The 25,128-nt window shown below is 50.3% G+C and carries 20 protein-coding genes; all 20 read left to right on the top strand.

Going from position 1 to position 25,128, the window contains the following annotated elements; translation table 11 throughout:
* The coding region (locus tag AOY23_RS19270; RefSeq protein ID WP_152958606.1) for an autotransporter outer membrane beta-barrel domain-containing protein at nucleotides 1-942 on the top strand (942 nt) is incomplete at its 5' end.
* A 137-nt stretch (nucleotides 943-1,079) separates the two neighbouring features.
* Nucleotides 1,080-1,340 carry a type B 50S ribosomal protein L31 gene (locus tag AOY23_RS19265; RefSeq protein WP_054180889.1) on the top strand — a complete coding sequence of 87 codons (261 nt, stop codon included), beginning with the start codon at nucleotides 1,080-1,082 and terminating at the stop codon, nucleotides 1,338-1,340.
* Nucleotides 1,341-1,342: 2 nt separating this feature from the next.
* Nucleotides 1,343-1,483: a type B 50S ribosomal protein L36 gene (gene ykgO / locus AOY23_RS19260; RefSeq protein WP_054180888.1), complete on the top strand. Its 141-nt coding sequence runs from the start codon at nucleotides 1,343-1,345 to the stop codon at nucleotides 1,481-1,483.
* A 484-nt stretch (nucleotides 1,484-1,967) separates the two neighbouring features.
* Nucleotides 1,968-2,465, top strand: a complete 498-nt coding sequence (tssB, locus tag AOY23_RS19255) for a type VI secretion system contractile sheath small subunit (RefSeq protein ID WP_054180887.1) — start codon at nucleotides 1,968-1,970, stop codon at nucleotides 2,463-2,465.
* Nucleotides 2,466-2,501: 36 nt separating this feature from the next.
* Complete coding sequence (gene tssC / locus AOY23_RS19250) at nucleotides 2,502-4,049, top strand: type VI secretion system contractile sheath large subunit (protein ID WP_054180886.1); 1,548 nt, start codon at nucleotides 2,502-2,504, stop codon at nucleotides 4,047-4,049.
* Nucleotides 4,050-4,062: 13 nt separating this feature from the next.
* A complete protein-coding gene (gene tssK, locus AOY23_RS19245; RefSeq protein WP_054180885.1) occupies nucleotides 4,063-5,412 on the top strand; it encodes a type VI secretion system baseplate subunit TssK in 1,350 nt (449 codons plus the stop codon).
* Nucleotides 5,409-6,098, top strand: a complete 690-nt coding sequence (gene tssL / locus AOY23_RS19240) for a type VI secretion system protein TssL, short form (RefSeq protein ID WP_054180884.1) — start codon at nucleotides 5,409-5,411, stop codon at nucleotides 6,096-6,098. Before tssK ends, tssL begins: the two co-directional genes overlap by 4 nt.
* A complete protein-coding gene (locus AOY23_RS19235) occupies nucleotides 6,098-7,777 on the top strand; it encodes an OmpA family protein (protein ID WP_054180883.1) in 1,680 nt (559 codons plus the stop codon). Before tssL ends, AOY23_RS19235 begins: the two co-directional genes overlap by 1 nt.
* A gap of 2 nt (nucleotides 7,778-7,779) precedes the next feature.
* Nucleotides 7,780-8,271 (top strand): Hcp family type VI secretion system effector, encoded by a 492-nt coding sequence (locus AOY23_RS19230; RefSeq protein WP_054180882.1) that lies wholly within the window; start codon nucleotides 7,780-7,782, stop codon nucleotides 8,269-8,271.
* A gap of 186 nt (nucleotides 8,272-8,457) precedes the next feature.
* Complete coding sequence (tssH, locus tag AOY23_RS19225; RefSeq protein ID WP_054180881.1) at nucleotides 8,458-11,115, top strand: type VI secretion system ATPase TssH; 2,658 nt, start codon at nucleotides 8,458-8,460, stop codon at nucleotides 11,113-11,115.
* Nucleotides 11,112-13,469, top strand: a complete 2,358-nt coding sequence (locus AOY23_RS19220; protein ID WP_054180880.1) for a type VI secretion system Vgr family protein — start codon at nucleotides 11,112-11,114, stop codon at nucleotides 13,467-13,469. Before tssH ends, AOY23_RS19220 begins: the two co-directional genes overlap by 4 nt.
* Nucleotides 13,470-13,484: 15 nt before the next feature.
* The gene (locus AOY23_RS19215; RefSeq protein ID WP_054180879.1) at nucleotides 13,485-16,568 is read left to right on the top strand and encodes a glycoside hydrolase family protein; all 3,084 of its coding nucleotides are present in this window, start codon (nucleotides 13,485-13,487) and stop codon (nucleotides 16,566-16,568) included.
* A 25-nt stretch (nucleotides 16,569-16,593) separates the two neighbouring features.
* Nucleotides 16,594-17,430, top strand: a complete 837-nt coding sequence (locus AOY23_RS19210) for a hypothetical protein (RefSeq protein WP_054180878.1) — start codon at nucleotides 16,594-16,596, stop codon at nucleotides 17,428-17,430.
* Nucleotides 17,408-17,941, top strand: coding sequence for a hypothetical protein (locus AOY23_RS19205; protein WP_054180877.1), 534 nt, complete (start codon nucleotides 17,408-17,410; stop codon nucleotides 17,939-17,941). Before AOY23_RS19210 ends, AOY23_RS19205 begins: the two co-directional genes overlap by 23 nt.
* Nucleotides 17,895-18,593 (top strand): glycoside hydrolase family 19 protein, encoded by a 699-nt coding sequence (locus AOY23_RS19200; RefSeq protein WP_081005673.1) that lies wholly within the window; start codon nucleotides 17,895-17,897, stop codon nucleotides 18,591-18,593. The genes AOY23_RS19205 and AOY23_RS19200 overlap by 47 nt, the downstream gene beginning before the upstream one ends.
* Nucleotides 18,590-19,141: a hypothetical protein gene (locus AOY23_RS19195; RefSeq protein ID WP_054180875.1), complete on the top strand. Its 552-nt coding sequence runs from the start codon at nucleotides 18,590-18,592 to the stop codon at nucleotides 19,139-19,141. The genes AOY23_RS19200 and AOY23_RS19195 overlap by 4 nt, the downstream gene beginning before the upstream one ends.
* Before the next feature lie 86 nt (nucleotides 19,142-19,227).
* Nucleotides 19,228-19,986, top strand: coding sequence for a hypothetical protein (locus AOY23_RS22115; protein WP_235502125.1), 759 nt, complete (start codon nucleotides 19,228-19,230; stop codon nucleotides 19,984-19,986).
* A gap of 288 nt (nucleotides 19,987-20,274) precedes the next feature.
* A complete protein-coding gene (locus tag AOY23_RS22110) occupies nucleotides 20,275-20,538 on the top strand; it encodes a PAAR domain-containing protein (protein ID WP_072171060.1) in 264 nt (87 codons plus the stop codon).
* 2 nt (nucleotides 20,539-20,540) lie between these two features.
* Entirely contained in the window at nucleotides 20,541-21,761 is a 1,221-nt protein-coding gene (locus tag AOY23_RS19185; RefSeq protein WP_054180873.1) for a hypothetical protein, read from the top strand.
* Nucleotides 21,742-25,113 (top strand): ImcF-related family protein, encoded by a 3,372-nt coding sequence (locus AOY23_RS19180; RefSeq protein WP_054180872.1) that lies wholly within the window; start codon nucleotides 21,742-21,744, stop codon nucleotides 25,111-25,113. The genes AOY23_RS19185 and AOY23_RS19180 overlap by 20 nt, the downstream gene beginning before the upstream one ends.
* The last annotated feature ends 15 nt before the right edge of the window (nucleotides 25,114-25,128 follow it).

The raw sequence follows: 25,128 nt of genomic DNA, 5'->3' as shown, positions 1-25,128 counted from the left end.
ATGAACCTGCAGGCGGCCAACAACCTGTTTACCACCCGTCTGCATGACCGTCTCGGTGAGACGCACTACGTTGACGCGCTGACCGGTGAAACTGCGGTGACCAGCATGTGGCTGCGCAACGTCGGCGGGCACACCCGTCAGAAAGACAGCAGTGGTCTGGTGAACATGCAGAGCAACCGCTATGTGATGCAACTGGGTGGCGATATCGCGCAGTGGAGTTCTGACGAGGCTGACCGTTATCACCTCGGTGTGATGGCCGGTTATGCCAACCAGAAGAGCCGAGCGGTCAACCATCGTAACAGCAACCACGCCACCGGCAGCATCGACGGTTACAGCGTCGGCGTCTACGGCACGTGGCTGCAGGATAACGACACGCTGGAAGGCGCATATGTTGACAGCTGGGCGCAGTACAACTGGTTCGATAACACCGTGTCCGGTGATGACGTTGCGGCGGAGTCGTACAAATCCAAAGGCTTCACGGCGTCTGTGGAATCCGGCTATACCTGGAAACTGGCAGACATCAGCGAACGTAACGCGCTGTACATCCAGCCGAAAGCGCAGGTCACCTGGATGGGCGTGAAAGCGGATTCGCATAAAGAAACCAACGGCACCCGTGTCGAAGGCAATGGTGACGGCAACATTCAGACCCGCGTTGGCGTGCGTCTGTACGGCCACGGCCACAACAAACTGGACGATGGTAAAGGCCGCACCTTCCAGCCGTTCGTGGAAGCCAACTGGATCCACAACAGCAAGGACTTTGGTGTGTCGCTGAACGGTCAGCAGGTAGAGCTGGCAGGCGCCCGCAATATTGGTGAACTGAAAGCCGGTGTTGAAGGTCAACTGACGAAGAACGTCGCCCTGTGGGGTAACGTTGGTCAGCAGGTTGGCGACAAAGGCTACAGCGATACCGCTGCAATGGTGGGTATTAAAGCGTCATTTTAATAAAAACTGTGTGATATCAAGCGGCTTCGGCCGCTTTTTTTATGGACTGCATTTACCCCTGGCATTTGCAGTGTTGATCTTTGTCGCATTCGGATTTACAGTATTGTAATGTTATATTGTAACAATAAAGGTAAGCCATGAAACCTGATATCCATCCGCATTATCGTACTGTCGTCTTTCACGACACCAGCGCTGACGAGTATTTCAAAGTAGGATCGACCATTAAAACTGAACGGGAAATTGAGCTGGAGGGCGTGAAATACCCTTACGTCACCCTTGACGTCTCGGCGAAATCTCACCCGTATTACACCGGCAAGCAGAAGTCTTTCGCAACGGAAGGCAGCGCCGCGCGGTTTAAAGCGCGCTTTAGCGGCTTCCTGAATACGAAGCGGGGCTGAAGATGCAGGTACTGAATTCTCTTAAGAGCGCGAAACAGCGCCACCCGGACTGCCAGATTGTCAAACGCAAAGGGCGTTTGTACATCATCTGCAAAAGCAACCCCCGCTTTAAGGCCGTGCAGGGGCGTAAGAAACGGCGTTAACCGGCCTGTTGTCGCCAACTTCCAGGGAACACCATTGCCTGCCGTCGAGGTTGACGGCAAGCAAGGGTACTTCAAGACGCGGAAATAAATCTACCGGATTAAAAGAATTAATCCTTATTTATTATTCGCGAAATAAATGAAATATTTATTTCCATTCTTTTTGTGAATTATTGCCTCTCATTTGAAATGCGTTAAAGCAATTTCAATCAATAAAGAAACATAAACTTCTAAAATTATTAACCATCAGTTCATTTGCTGGATGTTAATATTAAACAGCCGGTTACATGAAAAAGACTGGTTTTATCATAAGAGAATGGCTGGTGTGTTGATAGAAAAAGTGACAAAGCAAAGGGATATATTTAAGGATTTCCTTAACGTTGGGCTAAAATCTATTTATTTGATCTTCTGTTGTTGTTTGTTTTATTATGTTTTCGACAAGAAGCCTCATATAGATTAATTACAGTTCATGGATATAGGGAATGTTATGGCTGACCATACTTTTCAGAATGAAGTGCCAAAAGCACGCGTCAATATCAAACTAAGTCTGCACACTGGTTCAGCTCAGAAGCAGGTTGAGCTCCCACTGAAGTTGCTGGCACTGGGGGATTTTAGTAACGGTAAAACGACAGTTGCGGTGTCAGAACGAACAAAACTGAATATTAACAAAAACAATCTTAATAGCGTTTTAAACGAGCTGAATCCGCACGTTAACCTGACGGTTAAGAATATATTTTCGGCTGACGGGGCCGAAGAGAATGTCAATTTGAGTTTTTCAGATATGAAAGACTTTGAACCTGTGCAAGTCGCCCGCCAGATACCGCAACTCCGTGCCATGCTGGCAATGCGGAATCTCCTTAAAGATCTCAAATCCAACTTAATGGATAACGTAAGTTTTCGCCGTGAGCTCGAAAAAATTCTGAAAGACCCATCCTTGTCACAAGAATTACGTGAAGAACTGAGTGCTATTGCCCCTGCTGAATAATAGCAGAATGGCTTTTTTAATGGATTAACTGAGAGGATGCTGATGTCTGTGAATACTGAAACACAATCAGTGCAGGGGAACACAACTGTACTTGAGAATAACCCGGGCGGTGTGTATGCCTCGCTATTTGAAAAAATTAACCTGAATCCGGTATCTCATCTGGGTGACATCACTGAATATCAGGATGACAGTGTCATGGCTGATGCCTCGGCAGATGAGCGAGTGACCGCAGCCATCCAGGTTTTCATGCAGGTCATTTCTAAATCAGGCCATAAGATTGAGAAGCTGGATAAATCCTTACTTGACCAGCATATTGCTGAACTTGACTATCAAATTAGTCGCCAGCTGGACGAGGTCATGCATCATCCGGAATTTCAGCGTGTGGAATCACTCTGGCGTGGCCTTAAGCATACAGTAGATCGTACTGATTTCCGCCAAAATGTGAAAATCGAGATCCTGGACGTTTCTAAGGACGATCTGCGACAAGATTTTGAAGATGCGCCAGAAATCATCCAGACTGGCCTCTATCACCATACGTATTCAATGGAGTACGACCAGCCTGGTGGCGAACCTGTTGCTGCAATTATCTCGTCGTATGAATTTGACTCTTCCGCGCAGGATGTCGCGCTGCTACGTAATATTTCAAAAGTGTCCGCTGCTGCACATATGCCGTTTATTGGTTCAGTCGGTCCTAAGTTTTTCCATAAAACCAGCATGGAAGAAGTGGCAGCAATCAAAGACATCGGAAACTATTTCGATCGTGCCGAATATATTAAATGGAAGTCATTCCGTGACTCTGAGGACTCCCGCTACATAGGACTTACTATGCCGCGAGTTCTTGGACGTTTACCGTACGGCCCAGACACTGTGCCAGTCAGAAGCTTCAACTATGTAGAAGAAGTGAAGGGGCCAGACCACGAGAAGTATTTGTGGACCAATGCCTCCTTCGCTTTTGCAGCGAACATGGTAAAGAGCTTTATCAATAACGGATGGTGTGTGCAAATCCGTGGACCGCAGGCTGGTGGTGCGGTTAAAGATTTGCCTATTCACCTGTACGATTTAGGTACTGGTAATCAGGTGAAAATCCCGTCAGAAGTGATGATCCCGGAAACCCGCGAATTTGAGTTTGCTGATCTGGGATTCATTCCCCTTAGCTACTACAAAAATCGTGATTACGCCTGTTTCTTCAGCGCTAACTCGGCCCAGAAACCGGCGTTGTATGACACTGCAGACGCAACAGCCAACAGCCGTATAAACGCCCGTCTGCCCTATGTTTTCCTCCTGTCCCGTATCGCGCACTATCTGAAACTCATCCAGCGTGAAAATATCGGCACCACTAAAGATCGTCGACTGCTGGAGCTGGAACTTAATACCTGGGTGAAAGGGCTGGTGACTGAAATGACCGACCCGGGTGATGACCTTCAGGCCTCTCATCCGCTTCGCGATGCCAAAGTCATCGTTGAAGATATTGAGGACAACCCAGGTTTCTTCCGCGTGAAGCTCTTTGCCGTCCCACACTTCCAGGTTGAAGGTATGGACGTCAATCTGTCGCTGGTATCTCAGATGCCTAAAGCAAAAGCATAGGGCAGGATCAGGGATGAAAATTTATCGTCCACTGTGGAACGAGGGGGCTTTGCTGTCTCCTCAGCAGTTCCAGCAGCAGGCTGAGTGGGAGACTTTTCGCAGTGCCGGTGTATCTGCACTGGCATCTCCGTTCCCATGGGGAGTGGAAAAAATCGGGTTTAGTGAAAGTCTTCTGTCATCGGGTCTGCTCCAGATCTCACCGTTGCGTCTCTGGCTGGACGACGGTTCGCTGATTGATGCGCAACAAAGCGATTTGCCTCCCCCTCCTCGTGAGTTAGATCCGGCCCTGTTGGCTGACCTGGATGAAGTGACGGTCGTTATCGCACTCCCTCATATGCAGCCGGGCATTGTTAATGTCGAACAGGAAGGCAAAACCGTTGACCGTCCGCTTCGTTACCGCGAGGAATGGGTAACCGTGCCCGATGCCTTTGGTGCTGAAGAAGAATCCATGGCTGTGGCCCGGTTCAATTACACCATCAGGTTTGCCCATGAAAGTAATGAGTCATGGAAAGTATGCCCGGTAGCGAGATTAATTCGTGACGGACAAAACACATGGCGCCAGGATACTTCCTTCATTCCCCCGATCGCGACATTTGCTGCCAGCCCGGTTCTCCGTGAACGTCTGGCGCTGCTTAATCGCCAGCTGCGCTCCCGACGTCAGCGACTTATGACCATGCGACGTGAAAGTAACGAAAGACTCGCCGACTTTGCGGTTGCCGATGTCTCCCTTTTCTGGTTGCTGAATGCCCTTAACTCGCATGCAAGAGTCCTGATGGAATTCGAACGGTTTCCTGCACGCTCCCCTGAGCAGGTGTGGGCTGAACTCGCACGTCTGGCGGGTAGCATGCTGACCTTTTCCCTTGATCATGACCTTGACGTCATCCCGGGTTATGACCATGCGGAACCGGCCAATACTTTTCTTCCGCTCTTTGACTTGATCTCCGGACTACTGGAGGCAAGTTTGCCATCCCGCGTTATTGCACTGGAGATGACCCGCCCGGATGAACAAACCTGGAAGGCAAACCTTCACGATTTCCGTTTGCGTGAAGACGCCGATCTTTATCTCTCCGTACGCTCCGACATTCCGGCCTGGCAGATTGCCGATAAATTCCCTGCGCTCTGTCAGGCCGGTTCGCCTGATGACGTCAATACGATTTATGGCGCAGCACTTAAGGGTATTCCGCTGAACCCGGTGAACAGGGTGCCTGCTGCATTGCCGGTGCGTATGGAAAACCAGTACTTCGCGCTTGATATGGAAAGCGCTGCTGCCCATGAAATGCAGGAGCAGGGCGTATGTATGTTCTATGTGCCTGCGTTGCTCGGTGCACTGGAACTTGAATTATTTGCCGTGTTGCGCTCATGAGAGAAGAAATCGATATCGACCAGCTGATGGCGGAGACGTGGCTCACCGTCACCATGCTGAAGAACGGGGCCGTCACCGACAATGGCAGTACACTTTACGACAAATGTGTGAAGCAAGTTGAGCATGTACGTGAAGCGCTGAGCCGCGCCGGATATGACGATGCCAGTGTGGACCACATCTCCTATGCACAGTGCGCATTGCTGGATGAGACAGTGATGAACCGTAAACCGGGAAATCACGAAGATGGTGGGGAGGTTCTTGTTGATGAAGGACAAATGGCATGGCGCAAGGCACCGCTCCAGGCCCGGTTTTTTGGCACCCTTCGGGCAGGCGAAGCGGTCTGGGATCGCATTGCGGACGTTCTGCATCAGCCTGCACCGAACATCGCCGTTCTGACTTGTTATCACCGTGTGATTGTCCTGGGTTTTCAGGGGCTGTATAGCCTGAAAGCGGTAAGTCAGACACAGCGAGAAGCGGTGGTCAAAGCACTTTCAGAGCGAGTTTCTCCGCCTGATGCCGGTTTGTCTCTGGTTGTCCACCGGATAAGTAAACATCGCTGGAGTCTGATGCGGTCTGTCTGGTTCTGGATTGTGCTGGCCGCCGTCGTTACGGGGGTAATCTGGTGGGGAGGCCACCTGTGGCTCCAGACGTTGCTGTCAACGCAAATTCCGGAGTTGCACGGCTAATGCGTAAATCAGCCATTTTTTCGGTGACTCTGCAAACCCTTGTGGGCGTCATCACGTTGCTGTGGTTGCTCTGGTATTTCATCCCGGCAGGGAACGTTTTTAAAGGCATGGCGACACTGCTGATTGCTGTCCTGGCATGTTGGTATGTTTTAACAAACTGTCGAAATGGAGGACCTGAATCCGGGGTTACTGTAGCCACGGTTGATCTACCATTACCGGAGAATCACGGGCCCGTGGTGCTGGTATGCGGCGACAACCTGGATTCGCTATTTAAGGGACACACACTGCGTAAAACAGCGCAGGGCTGGTGGCTGAGGGCGGATGACGTCAGTCGGTTAACTGACGTTGTTTGCAGCATCCAGACTCAGTTTCCCCGGCAGGTGGGGCAGATCTCAGTAATGTATATTTGCCAGCCTGACAGTCATCAGGATACAGCAGCCCTGCGCGCCATTCTGAAAACTCTCCGTCAGCAGAGTAAGCAGCTAAATTTGCTGACGGGTTTTACGTTGCCGGTGGTTGTGTGTGCTGAATTTTCCGGGCCTGAAACGCCATGGGTGATTGTTCGCGGCGATAAACCGACAGTATGTGCGGAAAATGATTCGCCGCAGGCGTTCATCGACTGGCAGCAGGCAAGTCAGAACATTATGACGCTTCCTGCACTCCGTCAGGCATTTTCATTTATCCGTCATATCCTGGTCGCCGAACTGGTGAAAGCCGACCGGTTAACACCGCCTGTATATGCATTTTCTGTGGCATTACGCCTCGGTACCGTCAATCCTGAAGCGCAGTCTGTCTGGTCCGACTGGCTCTATTCCCGCACCTGTCTGCAGTTTTCACTGAAGACCGCGCCGCTCACGGCAACGCGCCATTTCCCTGATGCTATTTTGCCGCTTCTGGCACCTTTTGCCTCTCCTGTACAGGGGAGCAAGCGTACGCGTCATCTTGTTTTGTTGATGTGGCTGTGTGCTATGGCAGCGTTGGGTATTTCGGCACTCAACAACCGGGATCTGATCCATCAGGTAAGCGCCGATTTACAGCGCTGGAATGCGATCCCGATAGACCACTACAACCCTAAAGCAGACGCGCTGGCGGCACTGAAACAGGAAGTGCTCCTGCTGGAACGCTGGCAGCGGCAGGGAGAACCCGTCCGATACAGCCTGGGTTATTACCCGGGACAACGTCTGTGGCTGGCGTTGCAGCAGGCCATTGATAGCTGGGTACCTCCACATCCCCCGAAACCACAGCCGGCACCGAAAATTGTGCGTCTTGACAGCATGTCATTGTTTGATTCCGGCAAGGCGGCACTCAAAGACGGGTCAACCAAAATGCTCATCAATGCTCTGGTAGGGATTAAAGCCAGACCGGGTTGGCTGATCGTTGTCAGTGGGCACACCGACAATACCGGCAGCGTGCAGCTCAATCAGACCCTGTCTTTGCAAAGGGCAGAGGCGCTCCGCAACTGGATGCGTGATACCGGAGATGTCCCGGAAAGTTGTTTTGCCGTTCAGGGTTATGGCGACAGCCGACCGATTGCATCAAACGATACGCCTGATGGCCGTGCGCATAACCGGCGTGTCGAGATCAGTCTGGTACCGCAGGCTGATGCCTGTCGTCTGCCAGACCTAAAACCAACGTCACAGGATAAACGTGACGTTTCAACTCAAGAAATGGAGAAGTAAACATGGCAATTCCAGTTTATCTGTGGCTGAAAGACGATGGCGGCACGGACATTAAAGGTTCCGTCGATGTGAAAGATCGTGAAGGAAGCATCGAAGTTGTTGCACAGGAACACAACCTGTACATCCCGACCGATAACAATACCGGCAAACTGACCGGTACGCGTATCCACACACCGTTCCTGTTTACCAAGGAAATCGACTCTTCCAGCCCGTACCTTTACAAGGCGGTGACCACCGGACAAACCCTGAAGTCAGCAGAGTTCAAGTGGTACAAGATCAACGATGCAGGTCAGGAGGTTGAGTATTTCAACACCAAACTGGAAAACGTCAAGCTGGTAAAAGTCACGCCGAAAATGCACGACATCAAGGATCCGGTCTTTGAGAAACACAACCACCTTGAGCAGGTCGAACTGCGCTACGAAAGAATCATCTGGACCTACAAAGACGGCAACATTATTCACTCCGACGCCTGGAACGAACGAACCACTGCGTAATACCCATGCGGGCTGGCACATGCCAGCCCGTCAGGTGATTTTTGCAGTCATCTGTCCGGGTGAGCGCAAAAATCACTTCAAAACCTGCCCTCTGACCTCGTGCGCTTTGGTCATCTGATTACCAGGAAACAGCGAGGGGCGGTAGCGTGTCCTGAACCTGAATACAATCGTAAAGAGAGATCCGATATGGAAAGTCAGTCTGCCGTTCTGCTGCGTCGCTTAAATCACTATTGCGCGAAAGCCCTTGAAGGTGCGGCGTCGCTGTGTCAGACGCGGGCGCATGCAGAGATCACCCCTGAACACTGGCTGTTAAAGTTGCTGGAGCAAGGTGAAGGGGATCTGGCCGTTCTTGCCCGCCGCTATGAATGGGACATGGATGCTGTCTGGCAGTCACTCATGAGCTGGCTTGACGCACAGCCCCGTTCAGTGCGTAGCAGACCAGAACTGTCAGCCGCGCTCCAGACTCTGCTTAAACAGGCCTGGCTTACTGCGACACTTGCCGGTGATGAGCAGATCCGCAGCGTTCATCTCCTCGCAGCCATGATTGAAACGTCCGGCCTCATGCACTGTGAGGGGATATGGCCCTTAATGACTCTGACCACCAGCCAGCTGGAAAGGTTGCGTCCCCTGCTGGAGGCCCAGTCTGACGAACGCCATGAGGTTGTGTCAGGCGACCCTGCAAGCACGATGACAATCATGGGCAGGGCAGCGCCATTGAAGGGGGAAATGACAGGGAGCGAAAATTCCGGCGCCGAACAGGACAATTCCGTACTAAACCGCTTCACAGTCAATGTCACTGCCCGGGCCAGTGAAGGAAAGATTGATCCGGTCTTTGGGCGTGATAATGAGATCCGCCAGATGGTGGACATTCTCTCCAGACGGCGCAAGAACAACCCGATCCTTGTGGGTGAGCCCGGAGTCGGTAAAACGGCGTTAGTTGAAGGCCTGGCTTTGCGCATTGCAGAAGGAAATGTCCCTGAAAGCCTCAGACCCGTCATTGTCAGGACACTGGATCTGGGGCTGTTACAGGCAGGAGCCGGGGTGAAAGGTGAATTTGAACAACGGCTGAAAAATATTATCGACGCAGTACAGCACTCGCCGGTACCGGTGCTGTTGTTTATTGATGAAGCGCACACCATCATCGGGGCGGGTAATCAGGCGGGTGGGGCGGATGCGGCAAACCTGCTGAAACCTGCTTTAGCACGAGGGGAACTGCGTACCATAGCCGCGACAACCTGGAGCGAATACAAACAGTATTTTGAGCGCGACCCGGCACTTGAACGCCGTTTTCAGATGGTGAAAGTGGACGAACCTGATGACGACACCGCCTGCCTGATGCTGCGTGGCCTTAAATCGCGATATGCCGAACACCACGGCGTGCACATTACCGGTGAGGCCGTGCGTGCGGCGGTATCCCTTTCCCGTCGCTACCTGACCGGACGCCAGCTACCGGATAAAGCCGTGGATTTACTGGATACCGCAGCGGCCCGTGTGCGGATGAGTCTGGATACACTGCCGGAACAACTTACCCGTTTGCAGGCCGAACTGACATCGCTGGCGATGGAGCAGCAGGAATTGCTGGAAGATCTGGCCCTGGGAAATCCGGTTGACGCCAGCCGCTTGCCGAAAATTGAACTGCGAACAGATGAACTACGCCAGCGACAGAGTACCCTCCAGATTCAGTTTGAAAATGAAAAGCAGCTCACTAACAAACTGAAAGCGTGTCGTGGTGATATCAGCCGTCAGGAAGAGCTTGCCGAGCGCCATTCCGAACTCTCCAGGGTACAGAACGATAGTCCATTACTGGGGTTAGATGTGGATGCTCGTACCGTAGCGACCGTTATCGCCGACTGGACAGGGGTTCCTCTCTCGTCGCTGATGAAGGATGAGCAGACCGAATTATTGACACTGGAAAAGCAGCTGGCAACCCGTGTAGTCGGCCAGAGTCCCGCTCTGAATGCCATCGCTCAGCGGCTGAGAGCGTCAAAAACCGGCCTTACACCAGAAAACGGACCGCAGGGGGTGTTTTTACTGGTAGGTCCAAGCGGGACAGGCAAAACAGAAACCGCGCTGGCGCTTGCTGACGCTATGTATGGTGGTGAAAAATCGCTCATTACCATCAACCTCTCTGAATATCAGGAACCGCACACGGTCTCGCAGCTGAAAGGCTCCCCTCCGGGGTACGTGGGTTACGGTCAGGGCGGTATTCTCACTGAGGCGGTACGAAAGCGGCCTTACAGCGTGGTGCTGCTGGATGAAGTGGAGAAGGCTCACCGGGATGTGATGAACCTGTTTTATCAGGTCTTTGACCGGGGCTTTATGCGGGACGGGGAAGGGCGTGAGATCGATTTCCGCAATACCGTGATCCTGATGACGTCCAACCTGGGTAGTGACCCGCTGATGCAACTGCTGGACGAGCAACCTGAAGCCACCGAGAGCGATCTGCATGAGTTGTTACGCCCGATCCTGCGCGATCATTTCCAGCCAGCGCTGCTGGCTCGCTTCCAGACGGTAATTTACCGCCCGCTGGCAATGGACGCCATGCGCACCATCGTCGGCATGAAGCTGGCACAGGTGAGCACACGTCTGCGACGCCACTACGGCATTTCCACTGACATTGACAAAAGCCTTACCGATGCGCTGACGACAGCCTGTCTGCTGCCGGATACCGGTGCCCGTAACGTGGACAGTCTGCTTAATCAGCAGATCCTGCCGGTTCTGAGCCAGCAGCTATTAAGCCATATGGCGGCAAAACAAAAGCCATCCACGCTACAGCTGACCTGGGATGATGAAGAGGGCATTGTGCTGACATTTGACGGGCAGGCAGAAGGAGCATTGCAATGAGTGGATCACTGATGAATAAAGGGCTCAGTCTCGCTGACAAGGTGACAGGCCAGTCACGGTATCGCATTGACGTGCATGACTGCACTGAATTTCTGGATGTGTTACGTTTCAGCGCTGTGGAAACCCTCAGCCAGCCCTGGCGCTATGACGTGACAGTCACCTGCTCCTCTGAGGATATTGCCTGCGACAGGCTGCTGCTGAAGCCAGCGTCATTCACTTTCCAGACCCCGATGTTTGACGGCACACCGGCGCTGCCAGTCCGGACGGTTTATGGCGTAGTGGAGTCTTTTCGCCGCGTGTCCACCTCGAATGATGAGACCCGTTACGCGCTGACCCTCGTTCCCCGGATCGCCCTTCTGGGCTATACCAAAGGAAGCGAAATCTACCTCAATCAGTCGGTCACTGAAGTGGTGGAACAGGTCCTGCGTAAACACGGTCTGGAAGGGCCTGATTTTGAGTTCCGGCTCTCACGGGAATATCCGGCCCGGGAGCTCATCACCCGGTGGCGTGAAACTGACCTTGAATTTATTCAGCGTCTGCTGGCTGAGGTGGGCATTTACTGGCGCTGTGAAATGGACCGCCGTCTTGAACAGGACGTGGTGATTTTTCAGGACAGCCAGCAGCAGTATGAGTTCGGTGTCACGCTCCCGCTACGTAACCCCGCCGGGATGAGCGACAGCGGGCAGGAGAGCGTCTGGGATATTCAGACCACCAGCAATGTGGTGAGCGGGAGTGTGACCACCCGTGACTACAATTACCGCGAAGCGCTGACGCCTCAGGACAGTTCTGAAAGTATTACAGGTAAAGAAGGGATCACCACCGGGGAAACGTATCATTACGCGGAACCCTTTCTGACAGCCGGTGACGCTGAAAGCCCGGAGACCGGAGCCTGGTTCGCCCGTCTGCGTCACGAACGCATTCTGAACGCGCAGTATCGCGTTACCGGGCATTCCTCCAGCCCTCATCTGGCCCCGGGCCAGGTACTGGAAACGGACGGTACGCTACCTGATGCCGTGAAAGAAGGCATTCTCATCACCACTGTGCGCACCAGCGGCTCACGAAAAAGCAGCTTTACGCTGACCTTTGAAGGCATCCCCTATAGCGAAACCGTCTGCTACCGTCCGGCGTTACTCCATCGCCCGGTGATAGCCGGATCGCTCCCTGCCCGGGTGGAAAGCACACAGAAAGGCGACACCTATTCCTGGCTCGACCAGGAAGGACGCTACCGGGTAAAACTGGACTATGACCGTAACCGTCCTGAACAGGGCTATGCCTGTCTGTGGCTGCGGCTGGCGAAACCCTATGCCGGCGATACGTACGGATTCCACTCGCCGCTTCTCGACGGGACTGAAGTGGCGATCGTATTTGACGGCGGGGATCCGGACCGGCCCTACATCGCCTATGCCCTGCACGACTCAGAGCATCCGGACCATGTCACCAGTGATAATCATACACGGAACGTATGGCGCACACCGGCGAACAATAAACTGCGGATGGAGGACAGGCGCCAGGAAGAGCATATCAAGCTCGCGACGGAATATGGCAAAACGCAGCTGAACATGGGGCATCTGGTCAACAATCAGCGTGAAAAGCGCGGTGCCGGATTTGAACTGCGGACGGATGAATATGGCGCGGTACGTGCGGCAAAAGGGCTGTTCCTGACGGCGGATGCCCAGGCCAAAGCGCAGGGCCCGGTGCTGGAAATGACCACTGCCATTAACCAGATTAACCAGGCCAACAGCCAGATGCAGGCGCTGAACAGCGCCGCGGAAGCCGCCGGCGCCCTGGTCTGTGACATCAAAACCCAGATTAGTCTGGTGACCGACAGAATCAGGGATCTGCAGTCTGCAGTGTTGCTGGCGAGTGCTCCGCAGGGTGTGGCACTGACCTCAGGCGAACACCTTCAGCTCAGCAGCACCCGCAACACGATGATCAATGCAGGTCAGCATTTTGATATCGGCGCGATGAACAATCTGTCCGTGACGATAGAGAAAGCCCTCGGTCTGTTTGTGCATAAGGAGGGGGTGAAGGTGGTCGCGAACCGGGGAGACATCGAAATTCAGGCCCAGCACAACACGATGTCTCTGCTCTCTGAAAAGCAACTGACGGTGACGAGCAGCGAAGACGAAATCATTATCAGCACGCCGGAAACCCTGACGCTGAACGGGGGCGGGTCCTATCTGCGGCTGAGTAAGAACGGGATTGAGCATGGTTCTGAGGGGATGATGGTGATGAAGGTAGCGAGTTATCTGGTGCCTGGGACTGGCAGCAGTCTGCCACTGGAAACACCGGATTTTAAAACCACGGACGTGAAGGTCACGACAACGAATTCCGCCAAATGGACCAGTGAATAAAATGGAAGGTCATTTATGACAGCAAAGCTACCCAGAATCAGTTACCCCGTACCGTCAAACAAAAATGGCCATGCCTTTTCCTCTGTGGATGATCTGGTATCGACGCTTGGAGGGGAAAGCTCAGGACTGTATCTGGTAGGAAGTCAAGGAATGTGGCATGGCGGTATCCATATTACTGATGCCACGATTCCCTGGTGTGCCCTGAGTACTGACAGTGAAGCTGAGAACGAATATTGTCGTGAACTTTATAAAGGGGAACAATTTATTCGTTGTATGGCAGATGGTGAGATAGTTGCCTGGCGTGTATGTAAGGACTATGAGAGTGCTGCGATTGAATGGCGTGGTGAAAAACTGTTCCTTTCAACCTCTTTTGTATTGGTGAAACATTATATCCAGCCGGGTGATACAGAAGAGAGCGGACTGACATTTTTCACTCTTTATATGAATCTGGCGCCTTATGCTGCTTATAAACAACAGGGCAGCCGGGTGGACAGAAAAGTGGCAGGTGTTCAGCGCTATTACGCCAGTGCGGAAGATTTGCAGGCAGGGCGCACAGCCGGAAAACTGGAGAAAGACACGGTAGTCACGTTGAGTGACACTATTGTGACCCGCAGTAGCGACCAGCGTCAGTTTACCGAAGTAACCATTACCAGAGAGACGAAAAATGCAGCAGGAAACACGCTTGCTGCGGGTACTAAAGTCTGGACGGTATCAGACCAGGGGAATCTGAAAGCAACAGAATCGGTGCCCGTCCCGTCCTGGTGGGCAAAATGTACTCCGGCTTACTCTAATCAGTCAGAAAGCGTGGTGAATTGCACTTCGCGTACAAACTGGGCGTACTATCTTAGTAGTGACGATGTACTGCAATATAAAAATGCAGGTAGACTGGTAGCCGATTTCCCGCTTTCATACGATCCCGGTAATACCGCGCAGCAGGTCATCCGCCCCGGCAAGAACTCCGGTGATGCAGAAAGAACATTCAGTCTGGTCACGCTGGGTCGGGATAAGGACAGGTTGAAGAAGGGTGACCGGGTATGGGTAGTGTCAGACGGCGACAGCCTGACGCCGGTTGCACCGGCAGCATCTGGTAGTGAACCCGTTTTTAATGAAGTGTATGTGCCTCCATCGCCTGTGCCTGTCAGTGCCGGAGACAGTCTCGGGCATATGGGGTTTTATCAGTTACCGGAAGAAAACGGCAAACGTTCGCGCTACCAGGTGCATATAGAGTGCCTGAGTGCGGATGACATGGAGAAGTTCATCACTAATCCCGGAAGGGCTGGAGAGGATGCGCCAGTTTATCTTACCTGGCAAACCAACGTACCGTTATTTGATAAGTGTGAGCAGGGTATGGTGGCGGGCAGTCGAAAAACAAAGGCCCCGGGGATCCTGACGCTTGCAAAAGTGCCTGGTGCTGATGCTGAGGGAGTTTTGCTGACCGGCAACAATGATGCGGCCTATTATCAGATACGTCCTGAAGGTGGCTGGTTACCTGCTGCCAGTATAAAGAAAGTGTCACAGTATGCGTTAGGTGAACTCGGGTTTGTCACACTGAATAAGACACCGGAAAGTTTTGACCTGATTGATGGTATAAAGCAACCGAATAACGTGGTGAAGGGTATTCTGGAGCAGTTGTATAAAGCAGCAGAGGAGGAAACCCGCACCACTCACGCGCTGAATAAGTATAACTATAAACGGCTGCTGGAATTGATAGACAGTAACCAGAACGGGTATTACTCGGAGCAGGAGTATCTTCAGGCGGTTCATAATGTGTCGTATCGCGACCGCTTATATCGGGTAATTGCAAAACACGCCAGTGAATGGTACTACGGGAAGGATGACCCGCTGTGGAAGACCTACCTGGAGACATTAACCACGGACGCACCGTTGTGGAAAACATATCTGGAAGAATTTCTGGATAAGATGACGTGGATGAAGGCGGTGTGTGAAAGGGGCGTGGCGCTGGGGGCAGAGTTGTGGCATATGCATCCGGTGGTATTTTTGGACGCTGTCTCGAATAATCAGAATTTGATTATATTTCCGCTTAAAGTCAAACCCAAGAATGATATTAACGGAGTCTGGAAAAATTATTACTGGGCTGCGTCTTTAAGTGACAGTAATGCTTCTCAGGCCATATTTGGTCGGAATCGAAGTGAGGGGAATCGTAAACATGCTGCGCGTGATTTATATACCGACCCTTCGACAGAAATTGTTGCTATATGTGACGGTGTAGTCAAAAGTATTACGGCTTATTATATGGGAACATCACAAATAACAATCGAGCATAAAACGAATGATAGTAGACGTTTCTTTGCGCGATATGGAGAAGTTGATCCTGATAGTATTACTGTTAATGTAGGGGACAAGGTGAGTCAGGGGCATATAATAGCCAAAACAGGTTTAATAATTTCTCCCGAAACAAACAGACATCCCAGTATTATAGCGGGGCAGACTGTTTATATGCTGCATTTTGAATACTATCCTGGATATGAGTCTGAATCGCCTCCAAACAACACGTCAGACATCCCTTACAGAAGACGAAGTGACTTATGTGATCCGTTAGAAATATTGCTCGAAGGTTACGAAAATACTTTCAGTGAAAATGTCAAAAATGGAAGCCGGATCGATATAAACCAGTTACAGGTTTCAGATGAGGGAAAATTGTTTATTAAAGGATGGGAGTCATTTAAGTCTAAACCTTACAATGATTCAGAGGGCTACTGTACCATTGGTTATGGTCACTTAATTGCAAGGTGCAAGTGTGAGGATATCGTTCTGTCAGACGATTTTAAAGAGGGCATCACACGTACCCGTGCTGACGAACTCTTTGAAGAAAGATTGCCCACATATGTAAATGAACTTAAGAGTTCAGTAACGGTGAATCTCTATCAGTACGAGTTTGATGCGTTGGTAAGCCTTTTGTTCAATCTCGGTTCATTACGCAAAGCACCTTTACTCAAATCGAAACTAAATAGTGGAGATTATGCTGGCGCAGCGGATGAATTACTCGATATCACCAATGGTGGTACCGCCGGTCTGGTGACACGCAGAAGGAAAGAGTGGAACTTATTCAATAATAATGTTTATGATTCTTCTCATTGACTGAGTTCAATACAAGGATAATATTGTGAATAGAAAAAAAATATGGTTTTACATCCTCTTTGTTTTATCATTTAGTGCTCACATGCAAGTGAGTGAAGCAAAGGATGTATGGGTCTTTGATAAAGTATCCAGCTCAACTCTTTTAGGAATGACAGATGTGGACAGGGTTCGCAATCTTACAAAGCAGTTTCGTCAGGTCGAGATCGTTACTGATTCAAAAATTCTCACCATTCAGAATCCATTGCTGGCAAAAGTAAATATCTGCTCTATCGATTTCGTCAGAATAAATAAAACATTACTTTCTTATTTTTACTCTAAAGATACTGTGAAAATGTATAAGGTGCTATTTTCACATGAAGGGAAAACTCTTACGGATGATATCGTTGTCCTGACCTCTCTCAGGCCAGGTGAAGAATGTCCTGAACCGTACAGTGAATTCATAGAGAATAAGGAGAATTTATTCTTCTCTGAACAAGACTATGTGGTGTTTATGAAGAGGAAAACTGGGAATGTAACTTCTGAGAACAAAGATAAAATCGATTTCTGGCAATACTGTAAAGGTGATCTTGAAGGAGAAACCTACGATGGAAGAAGTAAATATAGCTGTAAGTTTAGTCAGAAATCAATATCTGAAGTATATTCCGATATACGTGCGAACAGTCATTATAAAAAAGCCTTAAAGAAAAACTTGCCTGGTGAAAATCTTAAATACCCTTTCAATGGAGGATATATTAATTATCAATGGGTTAATCGTAATATGTTAGAGATAATGATTGAACAAGAAAATGAGTCTGTCCGTTATTCAATAAAGTCTAAAAATAATACTGTTGATGTAGAAATTGAATCGGATACACAATATTAGTTGTGTCGTATACAAAGATAATGGCTGGTTACCTGCCGCCAGCGTTCAGAATGGGTCACAGTATGCGTTAGGTGAACTCTGGTTTGTCACGCTGAATAAGACACCGGAGAGTTTTGACCTGATTGATGGGATAAAGCAACCGAATAACGTGGTGAAGGGTATTCTGGAGCAGTTGTATAAAGCAGCAGAGGAGGAAACCCGCACCACTCACGCGCTGAACAAATATAACTACCAACGACTGCTGGCGATGATCGACAGTAACCAGGACGGGTATTACTCGGAGCAGGAGTATCTTCAGGCAGTTCATAATGTGTCGTATCGCGACCATCTGTACCGTGTGATAGCGAAGCATGCCAGCGAATGGTATTACGGCAAGGATGACCCGCTGTGGAAAACCTATCTGGATACATTAACCACAGCATCCTGTGGTGTTTTTGGATCATTTAAGGCAACGGCTTGGTCATATGATACCGTGTTCGTTTTGCCGAAGTGGAATAGAAATAAAACCTGAGCTGCTTGTTCATTGTTTCGGTATTAGCCTTGAAAAGGCTGGGTTATATGCTCCATTATTAACAAACGCGTTTATAAAATATGAAATTAATAACTGTTTAAGGATCTCTCATTTCTTAGGTCAAATAGGCGTGGAAACTCAAAGGCTTACCAAGCTCAGAGAAAGTTTTTACTATACTAATGGTGATAGGCTTTGGAACATATATTACACCCAGTTAAATATAGGACTATCAAGACGTTTCCCAAACTATACCGAAGCACAAAGAAAACAATATACTAAAGATCATCTTGTAAGAAATGAAGACGAGCTGGCAAAAACGCTATTCCCTAGTGATTTTGAAGGGATGGACTATAGAGGGCGAGGGCCAATTCATTTAACTCATAAAGAGACTTATAGTAGCTATAAAAATTTTAGTGGAAACGATGTTATATCGAATCCGAAGTTGTTAGAGGAAGATCCTGCTATGGCGGTTGACTCAGCGTGCTGGTTTTGGTCGAAGTTTGCGAAAATAAATTCTTTGGCGGATGCAGATAACCTCAGTGACCTTACTTATAAAGTTAATACAGCCAGGTTGGATATGGTGAACCGAGGTGAAATTAAAAATCTTGCGTTTAATTACATAAAGAAAAATAACACAGGGTGTATTAAATGAAATTTAAATGGCTAGTATTTTTGGTTATTTTCCTTTCGGAAAATGTTTACGCATGTGAAAATGATAAAGTTAGTGCGTTTTTAAATGCAAATCATGAGCACGCCATTCAGGTGTTGAAGTCTGACCACATCTATTCAGGTAGTTCTATTTTTTTTCATTATTTTTCAGGAAATGATGAGCATCCTGATGTTAAAGCATCTTTCGTACCTAATCGGTGTATTCCAAAGAATAGCATTATGTTCGATTCTTATTCATATGACGGTAGCATTGCAAGCATCGAATCGGTATTTTGGGGTAAAGGTCAATATAAGAATAATTTATTCATAATAGTTAGCTGGGTTTATAATTTGGATGGGGTTAATACTGTTGGGAAATATTATGAAGTATTCGCTTATGATTACTATAAAGATAGCATAGTCAAAAACGTTCAAATATCGAGTTTTTTTGAGGGGGGACAGGATGGGGTTGTTAATGGGAAACCTGTAAAGTATAAGTTTAAAACAGCAGGGGACGTTTTGGCTTATTTGGAGAATAAACCAAAACTCTGAGATATTAAATAAAAGACTTTCAATGATATCATGTCAGTTATCTGAGCAGTGAGAATGTACTGCAGTATAAAAATGCAGACAGACTGGTGACAGATTTCCCGCTTTCATACGATCCCGGTAATACCGCGCAGCAGGTCATCCGCCCCGGCAAGAACTCCGGTGATGCAGAAAGAACATTCAGTCTGGTCACGCTGGGTCGGGATAAGGACAGGTTGAAGAAGGGTGACCGGGTATGGGTAGTGTCAGACGGCGACAGCCTGACGCCGGTTGCACCGGCAGCATCTGGTAGTGAACCCGTTTTTAATGAAGTGTATGTGCCTCCATCGCCTGTGCCTGTCAGTGCCGGAGACAGTCTCGGGCATATGGGGTTTTATCAGTTACCGGAAGAAAACGGCAAACGCTCTCGCTATCAGGTGCATATTGAGTGCCTGAGTATGGACAATATGGAAAAGTTCATCACCAATCCCGGACATGCGGGAGAGTATACGCCTGTTTATCTGACCTGGAAAATCGATGCACCGTTGTTTGAAAAGGGTGAGCGGGGAATGGTTGCGGGCAGTCGTAGAACAAAGATATCGAGTATTGTTACGCTTGCAAAAGTGCCTGGTGCAGATGCTGAGGGGAGTGCACTGACAAATAACCAGAATGCCGCGTATTTTCACATATACAAAGATAATGGCTGGTTACCTGCCGCCAGCGTTCAGAAAGTGTCACAGTATGCGTTTGGTGAGCTCGGGTTTGTCACGCTGAATAAGACACCGGAAAGTTTTGACCTGATTGATGGTATAAAGCAACCGAATAACGTGGTGAAGGGTATTCTGGATCAGCTGTATAAGGCAGCGTAGGAAGAAACCCGCATCACTCTTATATCCAGTAATAAAAACAGTATTCTTCTGATAAAGAATGAGTGAATATCGGATGTATCAATTCAAAAGGTAAGCCGTTTGTTGTCTGTATTACGAGTGGTTCTGTAAGAAACTAAATATTTCTTTTAATTTTGTAGGGGTGTGAGTGCGAATTTTGTGTATATAAATAAAGAAGCATCTTTTCTGATTTTTATAAATAAACTGAAATTTCGTGTATTTCATAAGAAAGCAGTGAACCATCATTAGCGAAAAATGAGGCTTTAAATAATGTTCCAGATTATCCGAAAAGGCGACAAAACCACTCACGGTGGTTCAGTTATGACCTGTTCTGGCACCATGATATTTGGTGGACTTGGCGTGGCGCGTAAAGGTGACAGTGTTTCATGCCCGATACCCGGGCATGGTCCGACAACTATTATTGAAGGTAATCCTGATTATCTAGATAACGGGATCCCTGTAGCCTTTCACGGTCATAAATGTGGGTGTGGTTGTACATTGATCAGTTCATTTGCCGCAGCAAAGGTTGCCTGATTATGCCCGTCTGGCTGGATGCCATCCCTGAAAAGGCGGTGAAAGTTCCGCGACCTGAGACCCGCCGCTGGCTGCTGTTTCTGGCAATTGTCATGTCAGGTGGGATTGCGTTAACGCTCTGGAACTGGACGACGGAACGCACTGGTTTTATTTTCTGGTTTACTGTGCTGGGATTACCTTTCAGTCTCTGGGGATTGCTTTTCTCACTGCGCCGGTTCGCATATAAGGCGGAGCAGGTGGGAGCTGAATCCCGCAATGTGGAGCGTGAAGTGCTTATCGATCGCGAAACATGTCGGGGTCAGCGCTGTGCATGGATACTTGAAACATGTGTTCAACACTTTTCAGGAAATAGCCCCGGTGCATTAATGAAGGCAGTTAGTCGTGCCGCTCCAGCTTCAGAGACCTCAACGCCACGTGGTTCCAAAACCGCTGTCAGATATGCAGCCTTAGCCAGTTTTCAGACTGATCTTGATACAGAACTCATCTACGCGACGTCAACACTCATCGCCCATATACAAAAGATGACCGACAGCCTGCCGAAGGATATTCATTGCTGCCTGATGCTGGACTGTGATGACGATATCCGAGTCAGACTGGAAGATCACTTCAGAAAAGAACTCGCTGCCAGAACCGGGCGGGACTTCAGGCTCCTGTCAGGCAAAGGTCTGGCGGCGTTCGATACCTGGCTCGATCAGCGCTGGGACACTCCAGGCATATTTGCGGGAGTGTCGTTTTCTTTGCCGGCGCAGCCTGATGAAGGTGATGCTGATGCCATTACCCTTGTAGTGCTCAGCAATCGTAAGGCTCCTGGTTATCCTGATGCAGTATGCCTCCACCGTCCTGAAAGGGGGCAGGAAATCCGGCTCGCAAAAACACTGGACAGAGCGCTTTTATGGGCCGCAATAGACCCGGAGGTACTAAAAACTGCCTGGTATACAGGGCCAATTCTTTCCAGCGGAAGCGGATGGAACATGGCTTGTGAAGATAACGGAGTCACATTCAGCTTATCAAAAGACAATCATGGTATTGATCCGTCTCTGGGATATGCCGAACATGCCGCCCCCTGGCTTGTCATTATTCTTGCCTCTGCTGTATGTAGCGATAATGGCCCACAGGTCATCGCCGCTCAACCCACCGCTGACAAAGACGACATCTGGGTCGCCGTCATCACTAAAGAAGAAGTTCGTAAGGAAACGTCCAGGGATGTCAAAGATAAAAGTTAAAACACTCATCGGCTCCGTAGTGACTGTCGCTTTTTTTCTGACGGTCATCGTGGCATTTCTGTTTTATGCCTTTCCGGAAAATGTTGCGTCGGCCAGTGGATTCGGGCCGTATGACGGTCAACGCATACTTACATTCTGCGCCATACTGGTTGCCGCGCTGTTTTTACTCGGCTGGCTGACAGAGAAGGCTTTCGACTTTGCCGGTAAATCCGGGTTGTATCTCCATTGGGGGCAGAACAAGCTTCAGTTTGCCGCGCCGGTCACGAATGCCATTGCCAGCGAAGAAGATGACAACGGACCGGCTTTCAACGAAGACGCGGTTGCCGAACACCTGCGCTTTCGCTATGGACGCCGCTGGCAGCGTAGAGTGCGACTTTTTCTGGTGATGGGCAACCCGGACGACGTCAAGAAAGCGGCCCCGGGTCTGTGCCATGACCTGTGGCAGGAAGGTGACGGTAACGTACTGATTTATGGCGGTGATGCGCAGTCACTTCCGGATGAGATCTTCCTTTCAAAACTGAAGCGCCTGCGATCTGGCCAGCCGGTTGATGGCATTATTCAGGTGATGAATACTTCAGCCCTCCCGACGGATAGCGAACGGGATGCTTTTTTGCGTTGTCGCCAGAAAGGAGACCATTGGTTGGGCTGGCAGGTTCCGGTCTGGCTGTGGCTGACAGACAGCGCCACGGGGGCTCAACAGGACGTGGAGACGGTTGCGACAGGGATTATTTTCGGACCGGGAGGCACCATAAACGAGGCGGATGAGGCGTTTACTTCGCTGACACAACGCCTGCAAAAAGTCGGTATGGCACACATACTGAATAATCCGGCAAATAACGGTCTGCTTCAGCTGTCATCCCGCCTGCGGCACGAACTGAAAGCCAGTCTGACCGTTTTGCTCAGCGGGCTGATGCAAGGATCTGCGGCCTGGTGTTTACGGGGGGTCATGTTCAGTCCTGAACTGGCCGTTGCCGGTTCGGTACCCAATACGCGTCTCGACACACCGACGTGGAAAGCCGTCATTGATGACTGTGATGCGGTCAGAGGCAGGAAACTGGGTTTTGACTGGCTGAAGATGCTGCAGTCAATCCTGCTTTCCCTGATTGTCTTATGGGGGACCGGTACCCTGCTGTCACTCATCGTTAACCGTACTCAGATTTATCAGGCGCAGGAGACGGCCCGGAAGGCAGCGGATACCACGCTACCGCTGGCTGAACGCTTGCACAACCAGCTTGTACTGCAGCAATCCATTGCCCGTCTGCAACATCGTGAAGCGACCGGCGCCCCGTGGTATACGCGCTTTGGCCTCAATCAGGACCACGACACGCTGGTCGCGCTCTGGCCGCTGTATGCGAAGAATAATGCACCGTTGATGAGGGATGCCACCGCAGACCATCTCAGGCAGCAGCTGAATGCCTTTGTGCAACTTCCTCCCGCCAGTGATGCCCGCGCAAAGGGCACACAACAAGCCTGGGACGTGCTCAAAAGTTATCTGATGCTTGCCCGTCCGGACAAAGCAGACGCGGGCTGGCTGGCAAAAAACGTGCTGGCGGCCTGGCCGAAACGGCAGAATGTGCCGGATGGCGCATGGCAACAGATGGCGCCAAAGCTACTGGGTTTTTATGCGCAAAACCTTCCGGCACATCCTGAATGGAAAATTAAGCCCGATACAGAATTAATCGGCACGGTACGTCAGATATTGCTCAGGCAAATAGGCCAGCGTAACGCTGAATCAGGGCTGTATCAGGACATGCTGAAGCGTGTTGCCAGCAACTGGCCTGATTTAACGCTTGCAGATATGGTAGGTGATACCGATGCCTCAACGGTGTTCAGCACTGACGAAATCGTCCCGGGAATGTTTACGCGCCAGGCCTGGGAAGAGCAGGTACAGGATGCGATTAACGAGGTCGTCAAAACCCGGCGTGACGAAATCGACTGGGTACTGACGGATAAAACTCATCAGACAGGGAGTGATGTTTCCCCGGAAGCGCTTAAAGCCCGACTGACGGAACGTTATTTTACCGATTTTGGTAATGCGTGGCTGAACATGGTCAACAGCATCCACTGGCAGGAAGCCTCGTCGCTTTCTGAATCGATTGCCCAGCTCAGTCTGATCGGCGATGTCCGTCAGTCACCGCTGGTGGCGCTGATGAACACGCTGGCCTGGCAGGGGAAAACAGGCCAGAAGGGTGAGGCCCTGGCCGACTCGATAGTGGATTCGGCGAAAAAGCTGATCGGTCAGGGAAAAAATACGAAACAGTTCATAGAGCAAGCTCAGGGCCCTAAAGGCCCGCTCGAGGGTGTTTTTGGTCCGCTAATAGGGCTTATGGAAGGTAAAGAGGGTACAAGCACCAATGGTAATCTCAGTTTCCAGTCCTGGCTTGCCCGCGTCACTCAGGTGCGACTGAAGCTTCAGCAGATCACCAGTGCTCCGGATCCGCAGGCGATGGCGCAGATATTGGCCCAGACGGTATTTCAGGGTAAAGCCATTGCGCTGACCGACACCCGTGATTACGGCAGCGTGGTGGCCGCAAGTCTCGGTCAAGAATGGAATGGGTTCGGTCAGTCATTGTTTGTACAGCCATTGGCTCTGGCATGGCGTCAGATACTGACCCCGGCGGCGGGAAGTTTGAATGCCCGCTGGCAGTCGACCATTGTCGAACAATGGAATAATGGGTTTGCGGGCCGCTATCCGTTTAATGCCTCCGGCAGTGATGCTTCACTGCCACTGCTGGCCCAGTTCCTGCGCAGCGATTCGGGGCGGATCACTACATTCCTGAAAACAAACCTTAGCGGGATCCTTCATCAGGAGGGGAATCGCTGGGTCATTGATCCTTCCGCAAGCCAGGGAATGGTGGTCAACCCTGATTTTCTCGAGGCAATTAACCAGCTCGCAGAGCTGTCAGATATTGTTTTCGCTCAGGGCGATGCTGCTGTTCACTTCGAGCTGATGGCTCGTCCTTCCCGTGATATTGCTCGTATGCAGCTCTCTGTCGATGCGCAAAATCTGGATTACTTCAATCAGATGGAAAGCTGGCAGAGTTTTACCTGGCCGGGAAACACGTATTACCCGGGTGTCAGCCTCAGCTGGCGCAGTGTGAACAGCGGCATGCAACTCTACGCCAACACCCAGGGAAACTGGGGTTTCATTCGTCTGCTGGATAAAGCGCTGATCACGCCCCTTGATGCAAGTCGCACGCAACTGGTGTGGCGTACACCGGACGGGAACTCGCTGACGTTTGTGATGCGCAGCGAACTGGGTGACGGTCCACTTGCGTTACTAAAGCTACAGGGATTCATGTTGCCTGAATTCATTTTCAGCGTAGCCGACGGTGTAAAAGAGCTTCAGTAACGATGAAAAAGAGAA

Source organism: Trabulsiella odontotermitis, assembly GCF_001297775.1.
GTDB lineage: Bacteria > Pseudomonadota > Gammaproteobacteria > Enterobacterales > Enterobacteriaceae > Trabulsiella > Trabulsiella odontotermitis.
The sequence above is the reverse complement of the archived record's forward strand: the minus strand, read 5'-3'. Positions and strand labels throughout refer to the sequence as shown.

What these genes read in the sequence shown, in the direction of transcription:
- AOY23_RS22110 (WP_072171060.1), top strand. Translation starts at nt 20,275, where the DNA reads ATGTTCCAGATTATCCGAAAAGGCGACAAAACCACTCACGGTGGTTCA.
- AOY23_RS19200 (WP_081005673.1), top strand. Translation starts at nt 17,895, where the DNA reads ATGATACCGTGTTCGTTTTGCCGAAGTGGAATAGAAATAAAACCTGAG.
- tssB (WP_054180887.1), top strand. Translation starts at nt 1,968, where the DNA reads ATGGCTGACCATACTTTTCAGAATGAAGTGCCAAAAGCACGCGTCAAT.
- AOY23_RS19185 (WP_054180873.1), top strand. Translation starts at nt 20,541, where the DNA reads ATGCCCGTCTGGCTGGATGCCATCCCTGAAAAGGCGGTGAAAGTTCCG.
- AOY23_RS19195 (WP_054180875.1), top strand. Translation starts at nt 18,590, where the DNA reads ATGAAATTTAAATGGCTAGTATTTTTGGTTATTTTCCTTTCGGAAAAT.
- AOY23_RS19215 (WP_054180879.1), top strand. Translation starts at nt 13,485, where the DNA reads ATGACAGCAAAGCTACCCAGAATCAGTTACCCCGTACCGTCAAACAAA.
- tssH (WP_054180881.1), top strand. Translation starts at nt 8,458, where the DNA reads ATGGAAAGTCAGTCTGCCGTTCTGCTGCGTCGCTTAAATCACTATTGC.
- tssK (WP_054180885.1), top strand. Translation starts at nt 4,063, where the DNA reads ATGAAAATTTATCGTCCACTGTGGAACGAGGGGGCTTTGCTGTCTCCT.
- AOY23_RS19180 (WP_054180872.1), top strand. Translation starts at nt 21,742, where the DNA reads ATGTCAAAGATAAAAGTTAAAACACTCATCGGCTCCGTAGTGACTGTC.
- AOY23_RS19265 (WP_054180889.1), top strand. Translation starts at nt 1,080, where the DNA reads ATGAAACCTGATATCCATCCGCATTATCGTACTGTCGTCTTTCACGAC.
- AOY23_RS19235 (WP_054180883.1), top strand. Translation starts at nt 6,098, where the DNA reads ATGCGTAAATCAGCCATTTTTTCGGTGACTCTGCAAACCCTTGTGGGC.
- AOY23_RS19230 (WP_054180882.1), top strand. Translation starts at nt 7,780, where the DNA reads ATGGCAATTCCAGTTTATCTGTGGCTGAAAGACGATGGCGGCACGGAC.
- AOY23_RS19220 (WP_054180880.1), top strand. Translation starts at nt 11,112, where the DNA reads ATGAGTGGATCACTGATGAATAAAGGGCTCAGTCTCGCTGACAAGGTG.
- ykgO (WP_054180888.1), top strand. Translation starts at nt 1,343, where the DNA reads ATGCAGGTACTGAATTCTCTTAAGAGCGCGAAACAGCGCCACCCGGAC.
- tssL (WP_054180884.1), top strand. Translation starts at nt 5,409, where the DNA reads ATGAGAGAAGAAATCGATATCGACCAGCTGATGGCGGAGACGTGGCTC.
- tssC (WP_054180886.1), top strand. Translation starts at nt 2,502, where the DNA reads ATGCTGATGTCTGTGAATACTGAAACACAATCAGTGCAGGGGAACACA.